This is a genomic window from Mesorhizobium sp. M8A.F.Ca.ET.181.01.1.1 (genome assembly GCF_004792025.1).
Lineage (GTDB): Bacteria > Pseudomonadota > Alphaproteobacteria > Rhizobiales > Rhizobiaceae > Mesorhizobium.
In genome coordinates, this window is the sequence record NZ_SRTV01000001.1 from 741,780 (window position 1) to 761,828 (window position 20,049).

General features: G+C 64.5%; 17 protein-coding genes. 8 read left to right on the forward strand and 9 right to left on the reverse strand.

Annotation, left to right across the window (positions count from 1 at the left end; all coding sequences use genetic code 11):
• Positions 1–41 precede the first annotated feature (41 nt).
• Positions 42–797, forward strand: coding sequence for a DUF4239 domain-containing protein (locus EN824_RS03645; RefSeq protein WP_135931911.1), 756 nt, complete (start codon positions 42–44; stop codon positions 795–797).
• 55 nt (positions 798–852) lie between these two features.
• On the forward strand, positions 853–1,167 hold the full coding sequence (locus EN824_RS03650; RefSeq protein ID WP_135866393.1) for a hypothetical protein: 315 nt from the start codon (positions 853–855) through the stop codon (positions 1,165–1,167).
• A gap of 38 nt (positions 1,168–1,205) precedes the next feature.
• Here the strand turns inward: EN824_RS03650 and EN824_RS03655 are convergent, their stop codons facing one another.
• Positions 1,206–3,830: a UvrD-helicase domain-containing protein gene (locus EN824_RS03655; RefSeq protein ID WP_135866395.1), complete on the reverse strand. Its 2,625-nt coding sequence runs from the start codon at positions 3,828–3,830 to the stop codon at positions 1,206–1,208.
• 259 nt (positions 3,831–4,089) lie between these two features.
• Here EN824_RS03655 and EN824_RS03660 point away from each other — a divergent pair, with 259 nt between their 5' ends.
• Positions 4,090–6,405 (forward strand): glucose/quinate/shikimate family membrane-bound PQQ-dependent dehydrogenase, encoded by a 2,316-nt coding sequence (locus tag EN824_RS03660; protein ID WP_135866397.1) that lies wholly within the window; start codon positions 4,090–4,092, stop codon positions 6,403–6,405.
• Positions 6,406–6,684: 279 nt separating this feature from the next.
• On the opposite strand, the gene EN824_RS03670 is transcribed toward EN824_RS03660, so the two are convergent.
• Together EN824_RS03670 and EN824_RS35075 are read right to left on the reverse strand one after the other, a co-directional pair.
• The gene (locus EN824_RS03670) at positions 6,685–7,116 is read right to left on the reverse strand and encodes a hypothetical protein (RefSeq protein ID WP_127277585.1); all 432 of its coding nucleotides are present in this window, start codon (positions 7,114–7,116) and stop codon (positions 6,685–6,687) included.
• 4 nt (positions 7,117–7,120) lie between these two features.
• The gene (locus EN824_RS35075; RefSeq protein ID WP_189522141.1) at positions 7,121–7,279 is read right to left on the reverse strand and encodes a hypothetical protein; all 159 of its coding nucleotides are present in this window, start codon (positions 7,277–7,279) and stop codon (positions 7,121–7,123) included.
• Positions 7,280–7,652: 373 nt separating this feature from the next.
• Between EN824_RS35075 and EN824_RS03675 the strand changes: the two genes are divergently transcribed.
• Positions 7,653–8,540 (forward strand): dienelactone hydrolase family protein, encoded by an 888-nt coding sequence (locus EN824_RS03675; RefSeq protein ID WP_135931912.1) that lies wholly within the window; start codon positions 7,653–7,655, stop codon positions 8,538–8,540.
• A 6-nt stretch (positions 8,541–8,546) separates the two neighbouring features.
• On the opposite strand, the gene EN824_RS03680 is transcribed toward EN824_RS03675, so the two are convergent.
• The 3 genes from EN824_RS03680 to EN824_RS03690 form a co-directional block, all read right to left on the reverse strand.
• Positions 8,547–8,993, reverse strand: coding sequence for a response regulator (locus EN824_RS03680; protein WP_127277581.1), 447 nt, complete (start codon positions 8,991–8,993; stop codon positions 8,547–8,549).
• Positions 8,990–10,138 carry a histidine kinase dimerization/phosphoacceptor domain -containing protein gene (locus tag EN824_RS36515; protein WP_135915627.1) on the reverse strand — a complete coding sequence of 383 codons (1,149 nt, stop codon included), beginning with the start codon at positions 10,136–10,138 and terminating at the stop codon, positions 8,990–8,992. Before EN824_RS36515 ends, EN824_RS03680 begins: the two co-directional genes overlap by 4 nt.
• A 143-nt stretch (positions 10,139–10,281) precedes the next feature.
• Positions 10,282–11,199, reverse strand: coding sequence for a DMT family transporter (locus EN824_RS03690; RefSeq protein ID WP_135928354.1), 918 nt, complete (start codon positions 11,197–11,199; stop codon positions 10,282–10,284).
• 89 nt (positions 11,200–11,288) lie between these two features.
• On the opposite strand from EN824_RS03690, the gene EN824_RS03695 reads away from it, so the two are divergent.
• Positions 11,289–11,768: an Lrp/AsnC family transcriptional regulator gene (locus EN824_RS03695; RefSeq protein ID WP_127277573.1), complete on the forward strand. Its 480-nt coding sequence runs from the start codon at positions 11,289–11,291 to the stop codon at positions 11,766–11,768.
• Positions 11,769–11,829: 61 nt separating this feature from the next.
• On the opposite strand, the gene EN824_RS03700 is transcribed toward EN824_RS03695, so the two are convergent.
• Together EN824_RS03700 and EN824_RS03705 are read right to left on the reverse strand one after the other, a co-directional pair.
• Entirely contained in the window at positions 11,830–12,027 is a 198-nt protein-coding gene (locus tag EN824_RS03700; RefSeq protein ID WP_015317249.1) for a hypothetical protein, read from the reverse strand.
• Positions 12,028–12,259: 232 nt separating this feature from the next.
• On the reverse strand, positions 12,260–12,745 hold the full coding sequence (locus EN824_RS03705) for a thioesterase family protein (RefSeq protein ID WP_135928355.1): 486 nt from the start codon (positions 12,743–12,745) through the stop codon (positions 12,260–12,262).
• A 102-nt stretch (positions 12,746–12,847) separates the two neighbouring features.
• Here EN824_RS03705 and EN824_RS03710 point away from each other — a divergent pair, with 102 nt between their 5' ends.
• Positions 12,848–14,263: an FAD-linked oxidase C-terminal domain-containing protein gene (locus tag EN824_RS03710; protein ID WP_135866454.1), complete on the forward strand. Its 1,416-nt coding sequence runs from the start codon at positions 12,848–12,850 to the stop codon at positions 14,261–14,263.
• A gap of 100 nt (positions 14,264–14,363) precedes the next feature.
• Positions 14,364–14,882 carry a hypothetical protein gene (locus EN824_RS03715; RefSeq protein ID WP_127277566.1) on the forward strand — a complete coding sequence of 173 codons (519 nt, stop codon included), beginning with the start codon at positions 14,364–14,366 and terminating at the stop codon, positions 14,880–14,882.
• A gap of 57 nt (positions 14,883–14,939) precedes the next feature.
• Here the strand turns inward: EN824_RS03715 and EN824_RS03720 are convergent, their stop codons facing one another.
• Complete coding sequence (locus tag EN824_RS03720; protein WP_135915632.1) at positions 14,940–15,902, reverse strand: Dyp-type peroxidase; 963 nt, start codon at positions 15,900–15,902, stop codon at positions 14,940–14,942.
• A gap of 133 nt (positions 15,903–16,035) precedes the next feature.
• Here EN824_RS03720 and EN824_RS03725 point away from each other — a divergent pair, with 133 nt between their 5' ends.
• The gene (locus EN824_RS03725; protein ID WP_135931913.1) at positions 16,036–20,043 is read left to right on the forward strand and encodes an AsmA-like C-terminal region-containing protein; all 4,008 of its coding nucleotides are present in this window, start codon (positions 16,036–16,038) and stop codon (positions 20,041–20,043) included.
• The last annotated feature ends 6 nt before the right edge of the window (positions 20,044–20,049 follow it).

A 20,049-nucleotide genomic window follows, 5' to 3' on the forward strand; every position in this document is an offset into this window, starting at 1 on the left:
AGCCATTGGCAATCCGCGCGTCTCGTGCAGAAATGAGCGGCATGCGCGAAACTTTGATCGCAACGGTGATCTTCCTGTGCCTGGCGGGGGCAGCTTTCGCCGCCATGGCCGTGTGGCCCAGGATGCCGGTCAGGCATCGCGACGACGATACGAATGCCGTGGTCCGGCTCGCAGCCAACCTGTTCGGGGTGATGACCTCGCTGATGCTTGGGCTGATGATCAACTCGGCCAAGAACACCTTCGAATCGATCGATCACAATGTGCATGCCTATGCCACGGAACTGATCCTGCTCGACAGGACCTTGCGCCAGTACGGACCGCAAACCGAAACGGTGCGCCAGCCGCTGGTCGCCTATGTGCAGGGGGTGGTGGCCGATGCCATGCAGGGCGACGAGACGCCTGCCGCCGGCAATGAGCTGTCCGAACATCTGTTGACGGAGATCGGCACGCGGCTGAGCGCGCTGCCGCCGGCCGACGCGGCGCGCGCCTCCGTCTTGCAGGACGCCCGTCAGCGCCTGCAGAAAGTGCTGGAATTGCGCTGGGTGCTGATCGAGCAGTCGGAGGGCACGATCCCCTGGCCGCTGATCGTCATGCTGGTTACGTGGCTGGCGCTGATCTTCGCCAGTTTCGGGTTCAGGGCGCCGAGGAATGCGATCACTGCCGCGACCTTCATGGTCTCGGCCGCGCTGATTGCCGGGGCGATCTACCTGATCCTGGACATGGATGTGGCGTTCTCCGGCCCGATCCAGATTTCGTCGGCGCCGCTGGAGCGGGCCTTGGCGGAATTGCAGCGATGATGCGGAACCGGCGGCATTCCCCAGACATTCATGGGGATGGCCAATGGAGGACGACATGGGTTTCGACCAGTATCACGAACCGCCTGAAGAACTGTCGCAGCAAGTGCGCACCTTCGCCCGCATGATCGCCTCGCTGATCGAGGAGGCGGAAGCGATCGGCTGGTACGAACAGCGCATGTCGGTGGAGAAAAACCCGCAGGCCAAGGCGATCATGAAGAACGCGCAGAGCGAGGAGTTCAAGCATTTCGGCATGGACCTCGAATTCCTGCTGCGCCAGAAGGCGGACTGGCGCGCGGAACTGAAGGAAATCCTGTTTACGACAGGGGATATCGTGAAGGTCGGTGAGCGGGGCGAGAAGAAGGTGGATTGAGCGACGTCGCCGGCTTCTTGTCAAAGCCACGCCTCACCTCACACCGCCGCGACAAACCCGTCCAGCACGCGTTTCTGGCCGGCCTTGTCGAAGTCGATGGTCAGCTTGTTGCCTTCGATGGCCGCGATGTTGCCGTTGCCGAATTTCTGGTGGAAGACGCGGTCGCCGACGCTGAAGGCCGACGGCGTGTCGGAGACGGATTTGGCGACCAGTTCGCCGTCGATGGTGCGGCCCTTTACGCTGGTGCGGCCGGCGCCGTAGCCGGAGTCTGTTTCGCCATAGCCGATGCGTTCGATCTGATGGCCCGAGCGCGTGCCCCAGTTGCGATCGGTCGCCTCGGTGCGGTTGGCCTGCGCGCGCTGCCAGCCCGGTGTCGAATAGGTGTTGGAGAAGGCACCGGATTTTTCCGCGCCACCCGAATTGCCGCCGATATTGTCGAAGCGCGAGGCGCCATACGGGTTCTGTCTTCCTGCCCCTTGGCTGCCGCCACGGCCGGACGCGAACGAGCCGCCGCCATAGGGATTGCCGTAGCCGCCGTAGGAATTGCCGGCTTCGGCGACCTCGACATGGGCTTCCGGCAGTTCCTCGAGGAAGCGCGACGGAATGGTCGATTGCCAGAGGCCGTGGATGAGGCGGTTGGAGACGAACCAGATATGCAGGTTCTTCTTGGCCCGCGTCAGGCCGACATAGGCGAGGCGGCGCTCTTCTTCGAGCCCCGAACGGCCGCCTTCGTCCAGCGCGCGCTGATGGGGAAAGAGGCCTTCCTCCCAGCCGGGCAGGAAAACGGTCTCGAATTCGAGGCCCTTGGCCGAGTGCAGCGTCATGATGGAAACGGCATCGAGCCCGGCATTCTGCTCGGCATCCATGACCAGCGCGACATGTTCGAGGAAGGAGCGCAGCGACTCGTACTCCTCCATGGAGCGGATCAGTTCCTTCAGGTTCTCCAGCCGGCCGGGGGCTTCCGCCGAACGGTCGTTCTTCCACATGTCGGTGTAGCCGCTCTCTTCGAGAATGGTCTCGGCGAGCTCGGTGTGCGGCGTGGTTTCCAGCGCCTTCTGCCAGCGTTCGAAATTGGCCGCGACCTCGCGCAGCGCGGCGCGCGGTTTCGGCTTCAGCTCGTCGCTTTCGGCGAGCGTGCCCGCCGCCTCCAGCATTGGGATGCGCATGCCGCGCGCCGTGTCGTGGATCTGCCGGATGGTCGCTTCGCCCAGGCCGCGCTTGGGCACATTGACGATGCGCTCGAAGGCGAGGTCGTCGGTGCCGTTGGCGACGACGCGGAAGAAGGCCAGTGCGTCGCGGATTTCCATGCGCTCGTAAAAACGCGGGCCGCCGATGACGCGGTAGTTCAGGCCGAGCGTGATGAAGCGGTCCTCGAAGGCGCGCATCTGGAAGGATGCGCGGACGAGGATCGCCATGTCGTTCAAATTGTGCTTCTGGCGCTGGTAGGCCTCGATGGTCTCGCCGATGGCGCGGGCTTCCTCCTCCGAATCCCAGGCGGCGTGGACGTTGACCTTGCCATCCTCGGGATCGTTGCGGTCGGTGAACAGCGTCTTGCCGAAACGGCCCTCATTGTAAGCGATGAGATGGGAAGCGGCGCCCAATATGTGTGCGGTCGAGCGGTAGTTGCGTTCCAGCCGGATGATGGTGGCGCCGGGAAAATCCTTGTCGAAACGCAGGATGTTGTCGACCTCCGCGCCGCGCCAGCCATAGATCGACTGGTCGTCGTCGCCGACGCAGCAGATGTTAACGGTGGCCCTGTCGCGCGAGGCGCCCCCCTCTGTCCTGCCGGACATCTCCCCCTCAAGGGGGGAGATCGGCTTGCCTTCCGGTCGCTGCGCGAGCAGCCGCAGCCACATGTATTGGGCGGTGTTGGTGTCCTGGTACTCGTCGACCAGGATGTATTTGAAGCGCCGGTGATAGTCCTTCAGCACATCGGGATTGGCGCGGAAGATGCGGATCGGGTGGCAGAGCAGGTCGCCGAAATCGCAGGCGTTGAGCGTCTGCAGACGCTCCTGATAGGCCTTGTAAAGCTCGCGGCCCTTGCCGTTGGCGAAGCTGCGCGCATCGCCCTCGGCGATGTCGGCCGGACCCTGGCCCTTGTTCTTCCAGCCGTCGATCATCTGGGCGAACTGTTTTGCGGGCCAGCGCTTGTCGTCCAGGCCCTCGGCCTGGATCAGCTGCTTGATCAGCCGCACGACGTCGTCGGTGTCGAGGATGGTGAAGTCGGATCTCAGGCCGGCAAGCTCGGCATGGCGGCGCAGCAACTTCACGCCGATCGAGTGGAAGGTGCCGAGCCATGGCATGCCCTCGACATTGCCTTCGCCGATCAGGATGCCGATGCGCTGCTTCATCTCGCGCGCGGCCTTGTTGGTGAAGGTCACTGCCAGGATCTGCGAGGGGAATGCCCTGCCGGTGGCGAGGATGTGGGCGATGCGGGTGGTCAAGACGCGGGTCTTGCCGGTGCCGGCGCCGGCCAGCACCAGAACCGGGCCTTCGGTGGTCTCCACCGCCAGCCGCTGCTCGGGGTTCAGCCCCTTCAGATAGTCCGGCGCATTGTTCTGGCCGCCGCGGGCGGCCATGGCGCGCGCGGCAATGCCCGACGGGGCCGTGGGCCGCGCATTGGGTTCGTCGAAAAAGGGCATGTCTTCGGAAAAGCCGGACATCTCCCCCGAATGTAGTGATTCGGGAGGGAAAGACCAGAACTGTCTACGTTTTGTTCCGGTAAAGTGCTTGATACGGGCCACTCCAGCGATATGGCGGCCGGCGTTGTGAACAACCGCAGGGGGACAAGGTTGCCGCCGCGGACCCTTGACCTGCGCTTGACAGGCGCGGCGGTCGGGAGAAAGTTGCGTACGGGGCAGCACGCAATGCCGGGTTGCCCAAGGCCGCCTCCATGCGCGCAACAGTCGAAGGAGTATCATCTTGGCTGTCACCATCACCTCCCTCGTCCTCTTCCTCATCAGCCTGGCGCTTGGCGCCGGCGGCATCTGGTTGGCTTCGCTGGGCGGCAGTTGGTACTACATCATCGTCGCTCTCGCCTTCCTGGTCGCCGCCTGGCTGCTCTACCGACGCCGTTCCACGGCGCTCTGGCTCTACGCGGCGATCGTGCTCGGCACGCTTGCCTGGGCGGTCTGGGAAACCGGCTTCGACTGGTGGGAACTCGGCCCGCGCGGCGGCGTCATCGTGCTGGTGGCGCTGTGGCTGCTGACGCCGTGGGCGCGGCGGGGCCTTGCCGGTCCGGACGGCCGCGCGCCACTGATCCTGGCCGTGCTGGCATCGCTGGCGGTGGCCGGCTATTCGATGACCACGGACCCGAAGGACATCGGCGGCGCGCTCGACACCGACAAGGTGATCCCCAACGCCAATCTCGGCGGCGACGTGCCGGCGGGCGAATGGCACTATTACGGGCGCACGCAGTTCGGCCAGCGCTATTCGCCGCTCGACCAGATCACACCGGATAATGTCGCCAATCTGCAGCCGGCCTGGACCTACCGCACCGGTGACGTGAAGGGTCCGGACGATGTCGGCGAGACCACCTACCAGGTGACGCCGCTCAAAGTGGGCGACACGCTCTATATCTGCACGCCGCACAATTTCGCCATCGCGGTCGATGCGGCGACCGGCAAGGAGAAGTGGCGCTACGATCCCAAGATCAAGCTCGACAAGGACCGGCAGCACCAGACCTGCCGTGGCGTCTCCTATTATGCCGATGCCGCGGGCGCCGCCGGCCAGCCCTGCGCGACGCGCGTCTATCTGCCGACCTCGGATGCGCGGCTGATCGCGCTCGACGCCGCCAACGGGCAGGTTTGCCCAGCCTTTGCCGAGGGCGGCACGCTCAATCTGCTGACCAACATGCCGTATCCGAAGTCCGGTTATTACTACTCGACTTCGGCGCCGCTGATCGCGGGCGGCAAGATCATCGTCGGCGGCGCGGTCAACGACAATTATTCGACGCAGGAGCCGTCCGGCGTCATCCGCGCCTATGATGCGAGCACCGGCAAGCTGCTATGGAACTGGGATTCCGGCAATCCGGACCAGACGACGCCGCTGGCGGCCGGCCAGACCTACACCGCCAACTCGCCCAACATGTGGTCAACGCCGAGCGCCGACGAGAAGCTCGGCCTGCTCTATGTGCCGCTCGGCAACCAGACGCCGGACCAACTCGGCGCCGGGCGCAGCGCCAATGTCGAGAAATTCTCCTCCTCGATCACCGCGCTCGACCTCAATACCGGGCAATTGAAATGGGTGCGGCAGACCGTGCACCATGACCTCTGGGACATGGACGTGCCGGCGCAGCCGAGCCTGGTCGACATCACCAAGGCCGATGGTTCCGTCGTGCCCGCGCTGGTCGGGCCGACCAAGCAGGGCGACCTCTATGTGCTCGACCGGCGCACAGGCGAGCCGGTGATCGCGGTGAACGAAGTGCCGGCGCCGGGCGGCGCCATCGAAGGCGATCACACATCGCCGACGCAGCCGGTTTCCGATCTTACCTTCATGCCGAAGCCGCTGACCGGCGCCGACATGTGGGGGATCACCATGTTCGACCAGCTGGCGTGCCGGATCGAATTCCAGGGCCTGCGCTATGAAGGCCGCTACACGCCGCCTTCCGTCCAGGGCTCGCTGATCTATCCCGGCAATTTCGGCACCTTCAACTGGGGCGGGGTAGCGGTCGATCCGGTGCGGCAGGTGATGTTCGGCATGCCGACCTACCTGGCGTTCAAGTCGCAGCTCATTCCGCGCGATCAGGTGCCGCCGCCGGACGAGGGGCGCGGCAGCGAGCAGGGGCTGAACCGCAATGAGGGCGCGCCCTATGCGGTGGTGATGGGACCCTTCCTGTCGCCGCTCGGCATCCCCTGCCAGGCGCCGCCCTGGGGCTATGTCGCCGGCGTTGATCTGAGGACCGGACAGATCGCCTACAAGCACCGCAACGGCACCGTCTACGACATGACGCCGCTGCCGTTGCCGCTGAAGGTCGGGGTGCCCGGCATCGGCGGGCCGATGATCACGGCCGGCGGTGTCGCCTTCCTGGGCGCCGCCGTCGACGACTATCTGCGCGCCTATGACCTGACTTCAGGCAAGCAGCTCTGGCGGGCGCGGCTGCCCGCCGGAGGGCAATCGACGCCGATGACCTATACGGTCGCGGACGGGCGCCAGTTCGTGGTCATCGTTGCCGGCGGCCACGGCTCGGTCGGCACCAAGCCTGGCGATTATGTGATGGCTTACGCGCTGCCCAAGTAAGGGGCGGGGTCCAGTTTTCGCGACGCTAGCGCCGCCCCTCATCGCCCTGCCGGGCACTTCTCCCCGTATAGTGACGGGGAGAAGTGGCTGGACGCAACCGCGGCGCCTTCTTGCATCATTGGGGATTAGCGAAATCGGCGATGACAGCGCCCCTCTCCCCGTCACTATACGGGGAGAGGATGCCGGCAGGCAGGTGAGGGGCAGCGCCAGCCATGGTCAGCAAAGCGTCGCAATGCAGGACGTTTTTCTGCCTTCGACCGGGCGGCCGGCGTCGCCGTCTTAGCCGAGCCCCAGATGGCTCTTCAGGCTGGGCACCGAGCCGAGCACCTGGTTGGTCAAATCGGGGCCGGCGGCTGCCTCGGCCTGCTGGACCAGCGTCTCGCCTGCCTTCTGGATCTGCGCCATGTCGAGGCCGGATGCCTTGAGCGCGGCGAGGCCGTTGACCAGCGCGCCGGCTTTCTCGCCGAGAACGCCGCCAAGCGCGCCTTGCAGCGAGGACAGGAAGCCGCCGCCGCCGGCCGGGGCGGCCATGACGTCGTATTTCTGCGCCAGCGCATCGGCGCCCGGAATCTTGGCGAAGAAGGAGGAGGCGCTGGTGCCTTCCGCCTCATGCTCGAGGACCGAGAAAATGGTGCCGACGACCTTTTCGGTCGTAGCCTGGTCGAGACCGGCCTTCTGCGAGACGGTGTTCACGATGTCCTGGACGTCCATGACTTCACCTCAACCTTGGGTTTTTCGTGTTTGCCGGATGGCGCTGGCGGCTGCGTACCTTGACCATGGACTTGCGGCTCGCCGCAACAACGGCCGCGCGAATGGCCAGAACGGCGGCCGCAACCATCAAAGCTGTTGCGAGCATCGGCGAGGTCATGGTCATCGGCATTGTTCCTTCCAGATCGGGCCTAGAGCGGTTCAGAGTTTGATAGAACCTCTGCCCCGCTCTAACTTCTTGTTTTTACGCAATTCCCAAGGGGAAGCGCTGCGCGCTTCTCCCGGGAAAACCGCTACGCACTTTTCCTGGAATTTGCTCTACCGTGACCGCCAAAAGCGGCCGGCCAGCCAGTTTCCCCCACTATTGTGGCAGCGCCATCAAGATTTTCACCGATGACAAAAACGTGATGATCTTCAGCGGCCTGACTGGCGGTCTTGGAGACGGCGAGGTGTCACGGTCCAGTGGACGATGACAGGCTCGCCCCTATCTTGCGGACGGCAAGGAAACCGAAGTCAAGACACCGAGATCGAGGAAGCCCATGACCGACGTCACCATCAAACCCGTCATCACCCAGGCGATGATCGATGCCTATGACGAATACACCCATCTGACGCTGGATCGCCGCCGCTTCATGGAGCAACTGACCAGGCTTGCCGGATCGGGTGCGGCGGCGGCCGCCATCGCGCCGATGCTGGCTGCGAACTCCGCCCAGGCGGCAATCGTGGCCGAAAACGATGCCCGCGTGAAAGGCGAGGACATCAGCTATCCCGGCAGCGGCGGCGAGATGAAAGGCTATCTGGTCAAACCGGCAAACCATACCGGCAAGCTCGGCACCGTCATCGTCATTCATGAAAACAGGGGGCTCAACCCGCATATCCGCGACGTCGCCCGGCGTGTGGCGCTGGAAGGGTTCGTGGCGCTCGCGCCCGATTTCCTGTCGCCGCTCGGCGGCACGCCCGCCGATGAGGACAAGGCGCGCGACATGTTCGGGAAACTCGACCCGGCGCAGACCGTGGCCAACGGCGTGGCGACGGTCGCCTTTCTCAAGGCCGACAAGGACGGCAACGGCAAGGTCGGCGCCATCGGCTTCTGCTGGGGCGGCGGCACGGCCAACATGCTGGCCGTCAATGCGCCCGACCTTGCCGCCAGCGTCGCCTATTACGGCATGCAGCCGAACGCCGCCGACGCCTCTAAGATCAAGGCTGCGCTGCTGCTGCATTATGCCGGCCTCGACCAGCGCACCAATGCCGGGATCGATGCCTTCAAGAAGGAGCTCGACGCCGCCCACGTCGAATACACGGTCTATGTCTATGAAGGCGCCAACCATGCCTTCAACAACGACACCTCGGCGGCGCGCTACGACAAGAAGGCGGCCGATCTCGCCTGGGGCAGGACCGTCGCTTTCCTCAAGCAGAAGCTGGCTTGATCGTCGTCACCTTCCCGGCGCCCAGACCGTCTCGAAAGCCGGCGACAAGGTGAAACCCGCCGGTCGCTCCGATGTCGGCGGCGGGCGCCGCACGCCTTCCTGCAAATAGCGCAGGGCCGAAGTCACCCCGTGGACCGTGTAGGGCTTGGCAATGACCCCGATCGCGCCGGCGAAATGGTCGGGAATGCGCTTCGGGTTTGCGGTCATGAAAACGACCATGGAATTCTTCCTGTCGTCGATATATTCGGCGACATCGATGCCGGTCGGGCCGTCGGTGAGGTGGATGTCGACAAAGGCGATGTCGGCCCGCGTCGAATCGACCACCTCCCTTGCTTCGGCCAGGGATGTCGCCCAGCCCACCACACTGTGGCCGGCGTCCTGGACAAGGCTTTCCAGCTCCATGGCCAGCAAGGCCTCATCCTCCACGATCAGGACCTTGAGAGGCTCATTCATGACAGGTTCCCTTTGTGCTGTGGTCCGTTGGGCATCGAAATGACAACGCGAGTGCCGGGACCGGCATCGCGCCACTCGATGTCGGCGCGCAATTGGCGTGCAAGCGACTTGATCAGCCGCATGCCGAAGGAGGCGTCCCCATTGGCGTCCGCCATGCCGACGCCGTCGTCCGAGACCTCGATGTTCAAATGGCCGTCCGGCTGGCTCATCTTGATGCCGATGCTGCCCGATCTCGTGCCATCCGGCCCTTCCTTGAACGCATGCTTGAGCGCGTTGGTGAGGAGTTCGTTCACCATCAATGCCACCGGCGTTGCCTTCTCGGCTGGGATGATGATGGACTCGAGATCAAGTTTCGGATTGATTTCCGAGCGTCCCGAAGCCGTGAGCAGCTCGGAGACGAGATCCCTGGCAAAATCCGAGACATCGAACTTGCTGACGTCCTTGGATTGGTAGAGCCGGCGGTGCACGGTGCTGAGCGCCTCTATGCGTTCCAGCATCGTGCCCAGCGAGCGCTTCAAATTCTCGTCACTTGCGGCCCGGCTCTGCATGAGGATGAGCGAGGAAATCATCTGCAGGTTGTTCTTCACGCGATGATCGACCTCGTGCAGCAGCGTGGTCTGCGCCTCGAGCGCCGCCTCGAGTTCCGCAGTACGTTCCCTCACGGCTTTCTCGAAGCGATCCTTGTCCGCGGTGATGCGATGTTCCGAACGCTTGCGGTCTGAAACATCGAGCTGGGAAGCAAAGAAGAATTGCAATTCGCCTTTGTCGTTGGAGACAGGGCTTATGTAGAGCGCGTTCCAGAAGCTCGAACCATCCTTGCGGTAGTTCAGGATATCGACGCTAAGATCGGTCTCGTTCTCGATCGCGGCGCGTATCTCTGCGATGGCGGCCTTGTCGCTCTTGGGGCCCTGCAGGAAGCGGCAGTTCTTGCCGATAACTTCATGGCGCTCGTATCCCGTCAGGCGCAGGAAGGCGTCGTTTGCAAAGACGATCGGATTGTCCTGCCGGCGCGGATCGGTAATGATCATCGACATCCGCGTGGCACGGATGGCCGCCGCGAACGGGTCGCCCTTGCCTTGCTCGACATGAAGGTCGTCGGTCATGTGCCATGCGTCGGCCGGTTCCCTGGTCCTCTTCCAGTCCATCGCGTCGCTCCAAGCCATTTTTCGTGGGAGACAACGGCTCAAAGTCGGATTTGGTTCAATCTCGAACGGCCTGTCGCAGTTCGTCGCAGGTGGGAACCAACGGATGCTTTTTGCAACCGACTGGGAGGAAAGGGATTTCTCGACTAGCCGGCGGAGGCCGGCTTGTGGAAGGCGACACCGGCCACCACCAGGGCGATGCCGATGCAGTCGGCCGGACCGGGGATCTGACGCAGCACCACGACTCCGATCACTGTCGCGGTGACCGGCAGCAGGGACAGCATCAGCGCGAAACTCGAGCGCGGCAACCGCGCCATGGCGAGTTGATCGCAGGCATAGGGTATGACCGAGGAACAGATGCCGACGCCGACGGCGGCAATGAGCAGCGGCGGCGAGAAGAAGGCGGGCAGCGCGTCGGTGAAGCCGATCGGCAGCACGACGACGAAAGCGACTGCCATGGCGGCACCCAGGCCGGCGATGCCGTCGGCGGCGCCGGTGCGGGCGACGCGGTGGCCAAGCATGATGTAGCCGACAAAGAGCGCGCCGTTGAGGAAAGCCCAGAACAGCCCGATCGGGTCGCTTGACCATCTGACGTCGGTCAACAGCAAGGTGCCGGTGACGGCTATGGCAAGAGCGACCAGATTGCGGGTGCTCCTGAGGCCGACCAGCGCAATGCCGATGGTGCCGACGAATTCGATCGCCGCCACCAACGAGATCGGCAAGCGGTCGAGCGCCAAGTAGAACGAGCAGTTCATCACCGCCAGGCAAGCGCCGAAGGCCAGCAACAACAGGCGCGTCCGAGTATCGGTTCCGACGAAGGTTCGCCAGGGCCGCGTCAGCGGCGCGAAGATCAGCGCCGCTGTGGCGATGCGCAGCCACGCCATGCCGAGCACGCCGACATGCGGGAAAAGCAGCACGGCGAAGGCCGGCCCGAGATAGTGGAAGACCGCGCTGACCGCGAACCAGAGATGCGGTGGCAGTCTCGTCGCCAGGCTGCCCGGGCCGGCAAGAGCAGGCCTGGTGGCATCGCGACCGGCAGTCGGGACTTGCGCCTGGTCATCCATCGGCGCAGTATCGCAGGCGATCTTTCCGGTTTATATGGACGATGAGCAGCAAGTCCGGTCATTTCTTTCCCGGAAGCAAGGATTTTTCCATGAAACGCCTTCGAAGCGAAAGCGTCGACCTCGACGCCGCCGACATGAAAATATTGCGCTTGCTGGAAGAGGACGCGCGCATCAGCACGGCGGAGTTGGCGCGCTCGGTCGGCCTGTCGGCGCCGAGTGTGGCCGAGCGCCTCAAGCGGCTGCAGGAGAACGGCGTGATCGAAGCTTATTCGGTCAGAATCAATCCCGCGGCGCTTGGCCTGAAACTGTCGGCATGGCTGCGCATCCGGCCGGTGCCGGGGCAATTGGCGGTCGTGGCCGAGATCATCCGCTCCCTGCCCGAGATCGCGCAATGCGACCGGGTGACAGGCGAAGACTGTTTCATCGCGCTGGCGCATGTCGGCTCGGTGGCCGAACTCGAACGGGTGATCGATCGCATCATCCCCCATGCGATGACCAACACGGCGATCATCCAGTCGTCGCCGGTGATCGCGCGCTCGCCGCTGGCGGCGATCAAGCGGCAGGTTTGATCTCGGTGAGATGTTGCTTGAGAAAAATGTCAGCGCCAGACGGCGATCGAAATCGCTTGCCTCAGGCGTGGCCGCGCTTCAGGCGGGCGCGTTTCAGGATGCTGCGCCAGCGAATCATGTCGAATGGGATCGGTTCGTTGTTGTTGGCGATGTGAAAGATCTCGTTGTCGACATTCTTGAGCGAACGCCAGAAATCATAGTCTGATATGCGCGGATCGGCCGCCAGCCTATCCACCTCGACCTTGATGTCGGTTTTCATGCACGTCCCTCGAACCGGCTTCGCCCCGCCGCCCGTAAACAACCCTGGTGCGGACGTTTTCGACCGCTCCGCTGAGTCGTTCAACGGCTCAATTGGCTTGTTCCCGTTAAAACCTCGGTAAGGTTAATGTGGGTCCAGGACCGCTTCAAGCGCTGGCGCCAGTCGATTTGAGGGGGCCGGCGATTTTGGTTCGCGGGTGTGGCTTTGAAGTCGTTCCGTCCTCGAATTTGCCCTAGCCCTGCTTGCGCCTGATTCCGATCGAGCGCCCGGCGCGTTCGGGCATTGGCAGCACCGAATGGGCGGCGCGCATGGCTTCGATCCTGGCCAGCACATCGGCCGGGAAGGGCGCCACCTTCGGCCCCGACATGTCGACATGCAGCGACAGGGTCTCGGACGTGGCGGCGAGCCAGCCGTCGACATGGCGGATTTCCTGGTAGGCCCTGAGCCGCTTCTCGTCATGGTCGATGAGTTGAAAGGAGACCATGACCTTGTGGTCCAGGTGCAACTCCTGCACGTAGCAAACATGGACTTCGGCGGTGTAGATGGTGAGCCGCCGCTCTTTCACATAGTCCAGGCCCATGCCCATCGCCTCGAAGGCCTCGTCCGAGCAGCGGTCGAACAGCACGTTGTAATAGGCCATGTTGAGATGGCCGTTATAGTCGATCCAGTCCTTCTCGATGTCCATGGGCTTGGAAACGAAGGGGGCGAGGATGGACATCGAAACTTCCTTGTTCTGGTGCTGGACAGAGCGTGGTCGTGGAGACTACGCATCCATAATCGCATGACAAGCATGCATGCTGGTCCATTCGCGGAGGATTCCATGGCTCTGAGCGACCTCAATCCGGTCGAACGCAACGAGGAAGGCATCGCGGCCGTACTCGGCATCCTCAAGCAGCGTCTGGGCGAGCGCTTCCAGACCGGACAGGCGATCCGCTCGCAGCACGCGCATACGACTACCTATATTCCGACGCAGGCGCCCGACGGCGTCGCTTTCCCGGAGACGACGGCCGAGGTGCAGGAAATCGTGCGCGCCTGCGCGGCACACCGCGTGCCGGTGATCGCGTTTGGCGTCGGCTCGTCGCTCGAAGGCCACACCAACGCGCCGGGTGGCGGCATCTCGGTCGATACGTCGCGGATGAACCGCATTCTTGCGGTCAATCCGCAGGATCTCGACTGCACCGTCGAACCCGGCGTGACGCGCGAGGGCCTGAACCGGCATCTGCGCGACACCGGCCTGTTCTTCCCGATCGATCCGGGCGCCAATGCCTCGCTCGGCGGCATGGCGGCGACGCGGGCCTCCGGCACCAATGCGGTGCGCTACGGCACGATGCGCGAGAACGTGCTGTCGCTGACCGCCGTGATGGCCGACGGCGAGACCGTGACGACCGGCAAGCGGGCGAAAAAGAGCTCGGCGGGCTATGACTTGACCAGGCTGCTGGTCGGATCCGAAGGCACGCTCGGCATCATCACCGCGCTGACCTTGAAGCTGCAAGGCATTCCGCAGGCAATCTCGGGCGGCGTCTGCCCGTTCCCGAGTGTCGAGGCGGCCTGCAACGCGGTGATCGCGACGATCCAGATGGGCATTCCGGTGGCGCGCATCGAACTGGTCAACGCGCTGCAGATGCGAGCGATGAAGACTTATTCCAAGCTCGACTATCCCGAGAGCCCGTGCCTGTTCGTGGAATTCCACGGCAGCGACGCCGGCGTTGCCGAGCAGGCCGAGACCTTCGGCATGATCGCCGAAGAAAATGGCGGCGGGCCGTTCCTGTGGACCAGCGTCGCCGAGGAGCGCACCAAATTGTGGAAGGCCAGGCACGACGCCTACTGGGCGTCGCTGACCTTGCGGCCGGGCGCCAAGGGCCTGTCGACCGATGTCTGCGTGCCGATCTCGCGCTTTGCCGAATGCGTCACCGAGACCGAAGCCGACATCGCCGAGATGGGCCTGATCGCGCCGATCGTCGGTCATGCGGGCGACGGCAATTTCCATGTGCTGGTGCTGATGGATGTCAACGACCCCGAGGAAATCGCGCTGTCGGAAAAGTTCGTCGCACGGCTCAATATGCGGGCGATCGCCATGGAGGGCACCTGCACCGGCGAGCACGGCATCGGCCAGGGCAAGATCGGCTTCCTGCGCCACGAACTCGGCCATGGCGTCGACATCATGCGCACCATCAAACAGGCGCTCGATCCGCAAAACATCATGAATCCGGGCAAGATCCTGCCTGACATGGGCTAAGGGCATCGTGAGGCGCCGGTCTTGACCGCGCCGCCATTCGGGTCGAGGCTCCTCAAGTGGCAAGCCTGGAAAACAGGCGTGCCGGCTGAGGAGGACTGTCATGGCCATTTCACGCAAGGAAGAAGCGCGCGCGCTGAGCGCCGACGAAAAGGAATTGGTGGAGAAGTCGCACCATCCGGCGGTCCAGGATCTTTCCGACGCCGACCTTTCCGGCCTGGTCAAGCTGTTGCGGGAACGGCGCGACAAGGCGCAGACCGAAGCGCATCGCCGCCGTCGTGAAATCCGCGGCAAGGGCGCGGCAAAGGGCGCGACCGCCTCGAAGGCTGATGGCGGTTCACAAGTGAAGCTTGCGGTGCTGGCGACGGCGATGCGGCGGCTGAACGGCGAGGCCGAACTGCGCCGCCAACTGGCGGCCCGCATTTCGCTGGTCGGCAACGCGCGCAAGGCGCTGACCTTGAAGCAGAAAGCCCCGAACGGTCCGACGCACAATTCGCGCACGGCGCACAAGGGTATGCGGGCCGTGGCCAACCAGAAGGTTGCAAGCCTGGTCCGACCGGCTGAACTCGGCCGGCAGCGCAAGGCGGCCAAGGTGGCGCAGGCGAAACGCGACGCACGTTGAGGGGCCGCGGATAGAGGCCGCCAGCCGACGCTCTACTGCGCAGCGACAAAGCTTCTCTTACTTCGCCTGCACAAGCGTCTGCAGCATGGGACGGGTGGGGGCGAAGAAGGTCGTGCCGGTGTGCGGCGTCGAGACGTCGAGCAGCCGGTCATAGGCGCCGGGCGGATCGCCGACATACATGCGCTGCAGCATTTTCTCGGTGACCCAGAGATATCTGCTGTAGCCGATGAAGTAGGTTCCGAACTCGTTCTGCCCGGGCCTGCCGAACGGCATGTTGTCGCGCAATATATCGTATTCATTGCCGTCGGCATCCTCGATAGTGGCCAGCGACTTGTGCGACTTGCGCGGCGCGTCGTCATCATCGATTTCGATGTTGTCGATCTTGGTGCGGCCGATGATCGCCTCCTGCTCGGGCGTTGGAATGCGCGCCCAGGCCTGCATGTCGTGCAAATATTTCTGGACCACGACATAGCTGCCGCCGGCAAAGTCGGGGTCCTCTTCACCGACCAGCGCCGAGGCGGGCAAGTCGAGGCCGGCCGGGTTGGCGGTGCCGTCGACGAAGCCGAGCAGGTCGCGGGCATCGAAATAGCGAAAGCCGGTCACTTCGTCGACGACGGTCACACCGGGACCAAGCCTGTCGAGCAGGATACGTTCGAATTCGAAGCACATGTCGGGCCGCTCGGCGCGAATGTGGAAGAGCAGGTCGCCCGGCGTCGTTGGCGCCGAATGGACCGCGCCCTTGATCGGAGCGAACGGCTTCAGCTCCAGCGGCCGCCGGCCGGGGCTGAGCCGGTTCCAGAGATCGCTGCCGATGCCGGCGATGCAGGACAGGCGGCCACCAAGGTCGCGGAATCCGACAGTCTTGACCAGATCGTCGAGTTCGCCAAGCACGGAGCACACCCTGGCCAGGGCCGGCTGTTCGCCGGCGACGGTGACGACAAGAAAAATCGCCGATTGCGAAAGCGGGGCATCGACGCTCTGCGCATCGATCGGCACACGGTCCCAGTTCTTGCCCGACATCCGAGAATCTCCGCTTTTTCCAGGATTTGTTTCAGATCGTCCGGCAGGACGCAACACGGGATGATTTGCCTCTTTATCGACACGCGGATGCGGGTAGAGTGCGGCAGAATTTCAATCAACCTGTTCGGAGCTGATGCTCGCACGCCTGTTCGTGATCTTCGGTGGCTTGTTCGTGCTGGTGCTGTGCGCGGCGCTGGTGGTGCCGTATTTTGTCGACTGGACCGGCTACCGCGCCGAGTTCGAGCGCGAGGCAAGCGCCATCCTGGGCCGCAAGGTGACCGTGCAGGGCGACGCCACGGCAAGGCTGTTGCCGTTTCCCTCGGTGACCTTTTCCAACGTCGCCGTCGCCGGCGGCCCCAACGGCCAGCCGGCCATGACCGTCGAGACGTTTTCGATGGATGCGGAACTCGCGCCCTTCCTGCGCGGCGAGGTGCTGATTTTCGACATGCGGCTGGTGCGGCCGAAGGCAATCATAGACATCGCCGCCAATGGTACCGTCGACTGGGCGATGCGCCCGTCTTCGCCCTTCGACCCCGGACAAGTCTCGATCGAGAAACTGACGGTGACGGAAGGGCAGATCGAACTGCGCCATGCCGCCGGCGGCCGCAGCCACATCTTCTCCGAGATCAACTCGACCATTTCGGCCAAATCGCTGGCCGGTCCGTGGCGCATGGACGGCACGTTGCGTCTCGACGGCTTGCGCGCCACGGTTGCGGCCTCGACCGGCAAGGCCGAACCTTCCGGGCAGCTGCGGCTTCGGCTGAAGGCGGACCCCGATGCCTATCCGCTGGTCATCGAGACCGACGGCAATGCGGGCATCGTCAACAGTGCGGCCGTCTATTCCGGCCAGTTCAAGATTTCGGGCGCCGACAAGAATTCAGCCGAGCTGCGCGGCACGGATGGCGAGACGGTGAAGGTCAGCGCCGGCAAGCCCGATCCGGGCTTTCGGCTGAACGGCAAGTTCTCGCTCGATCACCAGAAGCTTGGCGTCGACGAATTCCGTTTCGAGACCGGTCCGCTGGACAATCCCTATACCGCCGACGGCAAGGCCTCGGTCGATCTCGGCCAGAAACCGAGTTTCGCCATCGAGGCCAATGGCGCGCAGGTGCAACTCGACGAGGCGGTGGGTGCGCCGGCCGGCGCGGGCCTGACGCTGGACCAGCGTATCGCGGGGCTGGAACAGGCGCTGCTCGATCTGCCGAAACCGACAATTCCCGGCACGGTCGAGGTCAAGCTGCCGGCGGTGGTGGCCGGCGACACGACGGTGCGCGATGTTCATCTTTCCGCCGAGCCGGTCGATGACGGTTGGTCGGTGAAATCGCTCGCCGCGACCTTGCCGGGCCGCACCAAGCTGGAAGCCGATGGCAAGGTCATGCTCAACGTGCAGGGCCATTTCGGCTTCACCGGCTCGTTGCTGCTGGCGGTGGCGCAACCTTCAGGTTTTGCGGCGTGGCTGTCGAAGGATGTCGACGAGGCGATCCGCCGTCTGCCTGCCGCCGGTTTCAAGGCCAAGGTCGATCTCTCGCAAAACCATCAATCCTTTAGCGATCTCGAATTGATCCTGGGCAAGGCGAAGTTTTCCGGTCGCATCGATTCCAGCCAGCCCGACGACGCAAAGCCCTCGGTGCTGATGCGGCTCGAGGGCGGCGAACTCGATGTCGACGGGCTGGCGGCCTTCGCCTCGATCTTCGTCAGCGACAAAGGTGCCAACCGCTTTGCCAGCAGCGACCTCGATTTCCAGATCAAGGCCGGCCCGGTCAGCGCCGGCGGCTTGACCGCCGACACGGTCGATACCGCACTCAGGCTGCGGGACGGGCTGCTCGAAATCGACCGGCTGTCGGTGGGCGGACTGGCCGGCGCCTCGATCAGCGCCACCGGCCGGATCAAGGATTTTCCGGCGAGCCCGACCGGCAAGCTCGACGCCTCGGTGGTCGCTGTCGACCTGAAACCGCTGATCGATGTCGCCGCGCAGCATTATCCTGATAATGCCGTGCTGAAGGGGCTCGCGGGCCGCGCCGCCGCTTATCCCGAGCTGTTCCAGGATGCGCGCATCGACCTCGTGGCCAGTGCCGCCGACAATGGCGACGGCTCCACGGGCCTGGCGATGAGCGGGCAAGGCAAGGCCGGCGGCTCGGCGTTTTCGGCGTCGCTGTCGGGGAAGGGCGCGGTGGGCAAGCTTTCTGACGCCCCCGTGACACTGACGTTCAATGCCAGGAACCCGGACGCAACCGCCTTGCTGGCGCTCTACGGCTTGCCGGCGCTACCGCTCGGCATGCTGGGCGAGGCAAGCACCGATATCCAGGCCAAGGGCACGTTCGGCGGCGGCCTGACGACGAGCTTCAGCCTTGCCGGCAACGACTTCAAGGCCGGCTTCGAGGGAACGGTCGCCGACACGCCGCAAGGTCCGACGGCGAAGGGCAAGGTCAACCTCGACGCCTCCGACATCGAGCCATGGCTGATGACGACGGGCATCGGCCTGCCCGGCATGGGCGCCGGCATGTCGACATCGCTGGCCGCGCAGGCCGATTATGGCAACGGCCTGCTGGTGCTCTCCGGGCTCAGCGGCGCCATCAACGAGGCAGCCGTGTCCGGCGACATCAACCTCGATGTCAAGCAGGGCGTGGACGGCAAGGACGGCGTGCCGCATCTGGCCGGCGCGCTGGCGCTCGACGAACTCGACCTTGATCCGATGGCGGTGGCGCTGTTCGGCGATTCCGCTTTTCTCGTGGACAAGAACGGGGCCGACAAAAGTGACAATGCCGGCAAGAGTGACAAGGCCGGCAAGAGTAACAGGGCCAGTGCGTGGCCGTCGGCGCCGTTCAGCCAGAAGTCCAGCTTGCCGTTCACGGCCGATCTCGACCTGACCACGGCTTCGCTGGCCGCCGGCCCGCTCGCCACCGCCTATGGCGCGGCCTTCTCGCTCAAGCTCGACCCGGACGGCATTCGAGTGGCCGATCTCAAGGCCAAATTCCTCGGCGGGGCGCTGACCGGCCTGTTCGAGTTGAAGAACAATGAGGGCACGGGGCTTTTCACCGGACAGATGAAACTGGCGGGCGCCGATCTGGCAAGCGTCTTGCCGGACGCGGGCATCGGCGGCACCGGCGATTTCTCGACGACGCTGTCGACCAGCGGCAAGTCGGTCGACGCAATGATCGCCGCCCTGTCTGGTTCCGGCACGGCGGCGCTGAAGGATTTGCAGATCGCCGGCGTCAATCCTGATGCCTTCAGCGCATTCCTCGCCAAGGCGGATGCGATCGGCCGCGATATCGACGCGGCCAAGACCGCCGGCTTCGCGCCTGACATCGCCGCCGGCGGCAGCTTCGCCGCAAAGGACGCCGAGGTCGCCTTCACGATTGCCGGCGGCACGCTCAGGGCGCCGCCGATCAGCCTTGAAAATCCGGCGGCGACCTTGTCGGCCGACATCACGGCCGACCTCAACGCCAGCACGGTTTCGGCCAAGGGCGCGGTCACCTATCGGCCCGGCGACGAAGCGCTGGTCGGCTCCGAGCCGGCCGTGAATTTCACCGCCGAGGGGCCGTTCGGCGCGGTGAAACGGCAGTTCGACAGCCAGCCGCTGGCGCAGTTCCTGACCCAGCGCGCGCTGGAAAAGGAACAGCAGCGCGTCGAGGCGATGCAGGCCGCGCTGCTCGAGAAACAGCGACTGCGGCGCGAGGTGCGCTACTACGCGGCACTTCAGGATGCCCGCGACAAGGCCGCCGAGGAACTGCGCCAACAGGAGGAAGCGGCGCGCCTGAAAGCGGAGGCCGACGCCAAGGCGAAAGCGGAAGCCGACGCTCAGGCCCAGGCTGAAGCGGATGCCAAGGCAAAGGCCGACGCGGAAGCGAAAGCCAAGGCGGAGGCAGACGCGAAAGCGAAAGCCAAGGCCGATGCGGAGGCCAAGGCGGCGGCGGAACAGCAGGCAGCCGACGAGGCGGCCAGGGCGCAGGCAGAGCAGGAGCGCCAGAAGGCGGAGGAGGCGATGCGCATTGCCTCCCAGGAAAAAGCCAGGCTCGAGGCGGAGCGCAAGGCGGCGCAACAGGCGCCCAAGGCCGAGCAGTCGCCCGCCAACGACAATCCGCCTCCGGCCAAGCCGAAAGCCAACCCATTCACGGTCGACAATCTGTTGAAGTCGCTGCGGTAGGACTAG

Excerpts from the sequence above, each read along its gene's own strand:
- EN824_RS03645 (WP_135931911.1), top strand. The coding sequence starts at position 42 with ATGCGCGAAACTTTGATCGCAACGGTGATCTTCCTGTGCCTGGCGGGG.
- EN824_RS03650 (WP_135866393.1), top strand. The coding sequence starts at position 853 with ATGGGTTTCGACCAGTATCACGAACCGCCTGAAGAACTGTCGCAGCAA.
- EN824_RS03655 (WP_135866395.1), bottom strand. The coding sequence starts at position 3,830 with ATGTCCGGCTTTTCCGAAGACATGCCCTTTTTCGACGAACCCAATGCG.
- EN824_RS03670 (WP_127277585.1), bottom strand. The coding sequence starts at position 7,116 with ATGGACGTCCAGGACATCGTGAACACCGTCTCGCAGAAGGCCGGTCTC.
- EN824_RS35075 (WP_189522141.1), bottom strand. The coding sequence starts at position 7,279 with ATGACCATGACCTCGCCGATGCTCGCAACAGCTTTGATGGTTGCGGCC.
- EN824_RS03675 (WP_135931912.1), top strand. The coding sequence starts at position 7,653 with ATGACCGACGTCACCATCAAACCCGTCATCACCCAGGCGATGATCGAT.
- EN824_RS03680 (WP_127277581.1), bottom strand. The coding sequence starts at position 8,993 with ATGAATGAGCCTCTCAAGGTCCTGATCGTGGAGGATGAGGCCTTGCTG.
- EN824_RS36515 (WP_135915627.1), bottom strand. The coding sequence starts at position 10,138 with ATGGACTGGAAGAGGACCAGGGAACCGGCCGACGCATGGCACATGACC.
- EN824_RS03690 (WP_135928354.1), bottom strand. The coding sequence starts at position 11,199 with ATGGATGACCAGGCGCAAGTCCCGACTGCCGGTCGCGATGCCACCAGG.
- EN824_RS03695 (WP_127277573.1), top strand. The coding sequence starts at position 11,289 with ATGAAACGCCTTCGAAGCGAAAGCGTCGACCTCGACGCCGCCGACATG.
- EN824_RS03700 (WP_015317249.1), bottom strand. The coding sequence starts at position 12,027 with ATGAAAACCGACATCAAGGTCGAGGTGGATAGGCTGGCGGCCGATCCG.
- EN824_RS03705 (WP_135928355.1), bottom strand. The coding sequence starts at position 12,745 with ATGTCCATCCTCGCCCCCTTCGTTTCCAAGCCCATGGACATCGAGAAG.
- EN824_RS03710 (WP_135866454.1), top strand. The coding sequence starts at position 12,848 with ATGGCTCTGAGCGACCTCAATCCGGTCGAACGCAACGAGGAAGGCATC.
- EN824_RS03715 (WP_127277566.1), top strand. The coding sequence starts at position 14,364 with ATGGCCATTTCACGCAAGGAAGAAGCGCGCGCGCTGAGCGCCGACGAA.
- EN824_RS03720 (WP_135915632.1), bottom strand. The coding sequence starts at position 15,902 with ATGTCGGGCAAGAACTGGGACCGTGTGCCGATCGATGCGCAGAGCGTC.
- EN824_RS03725 (WP_135931913.1), top strand. The coding sequence starts at position 16,036 with ATGCTCGCACGCCTGTTCGTGATCTTCGGTGGCTTGTTCGTGCTGGTG.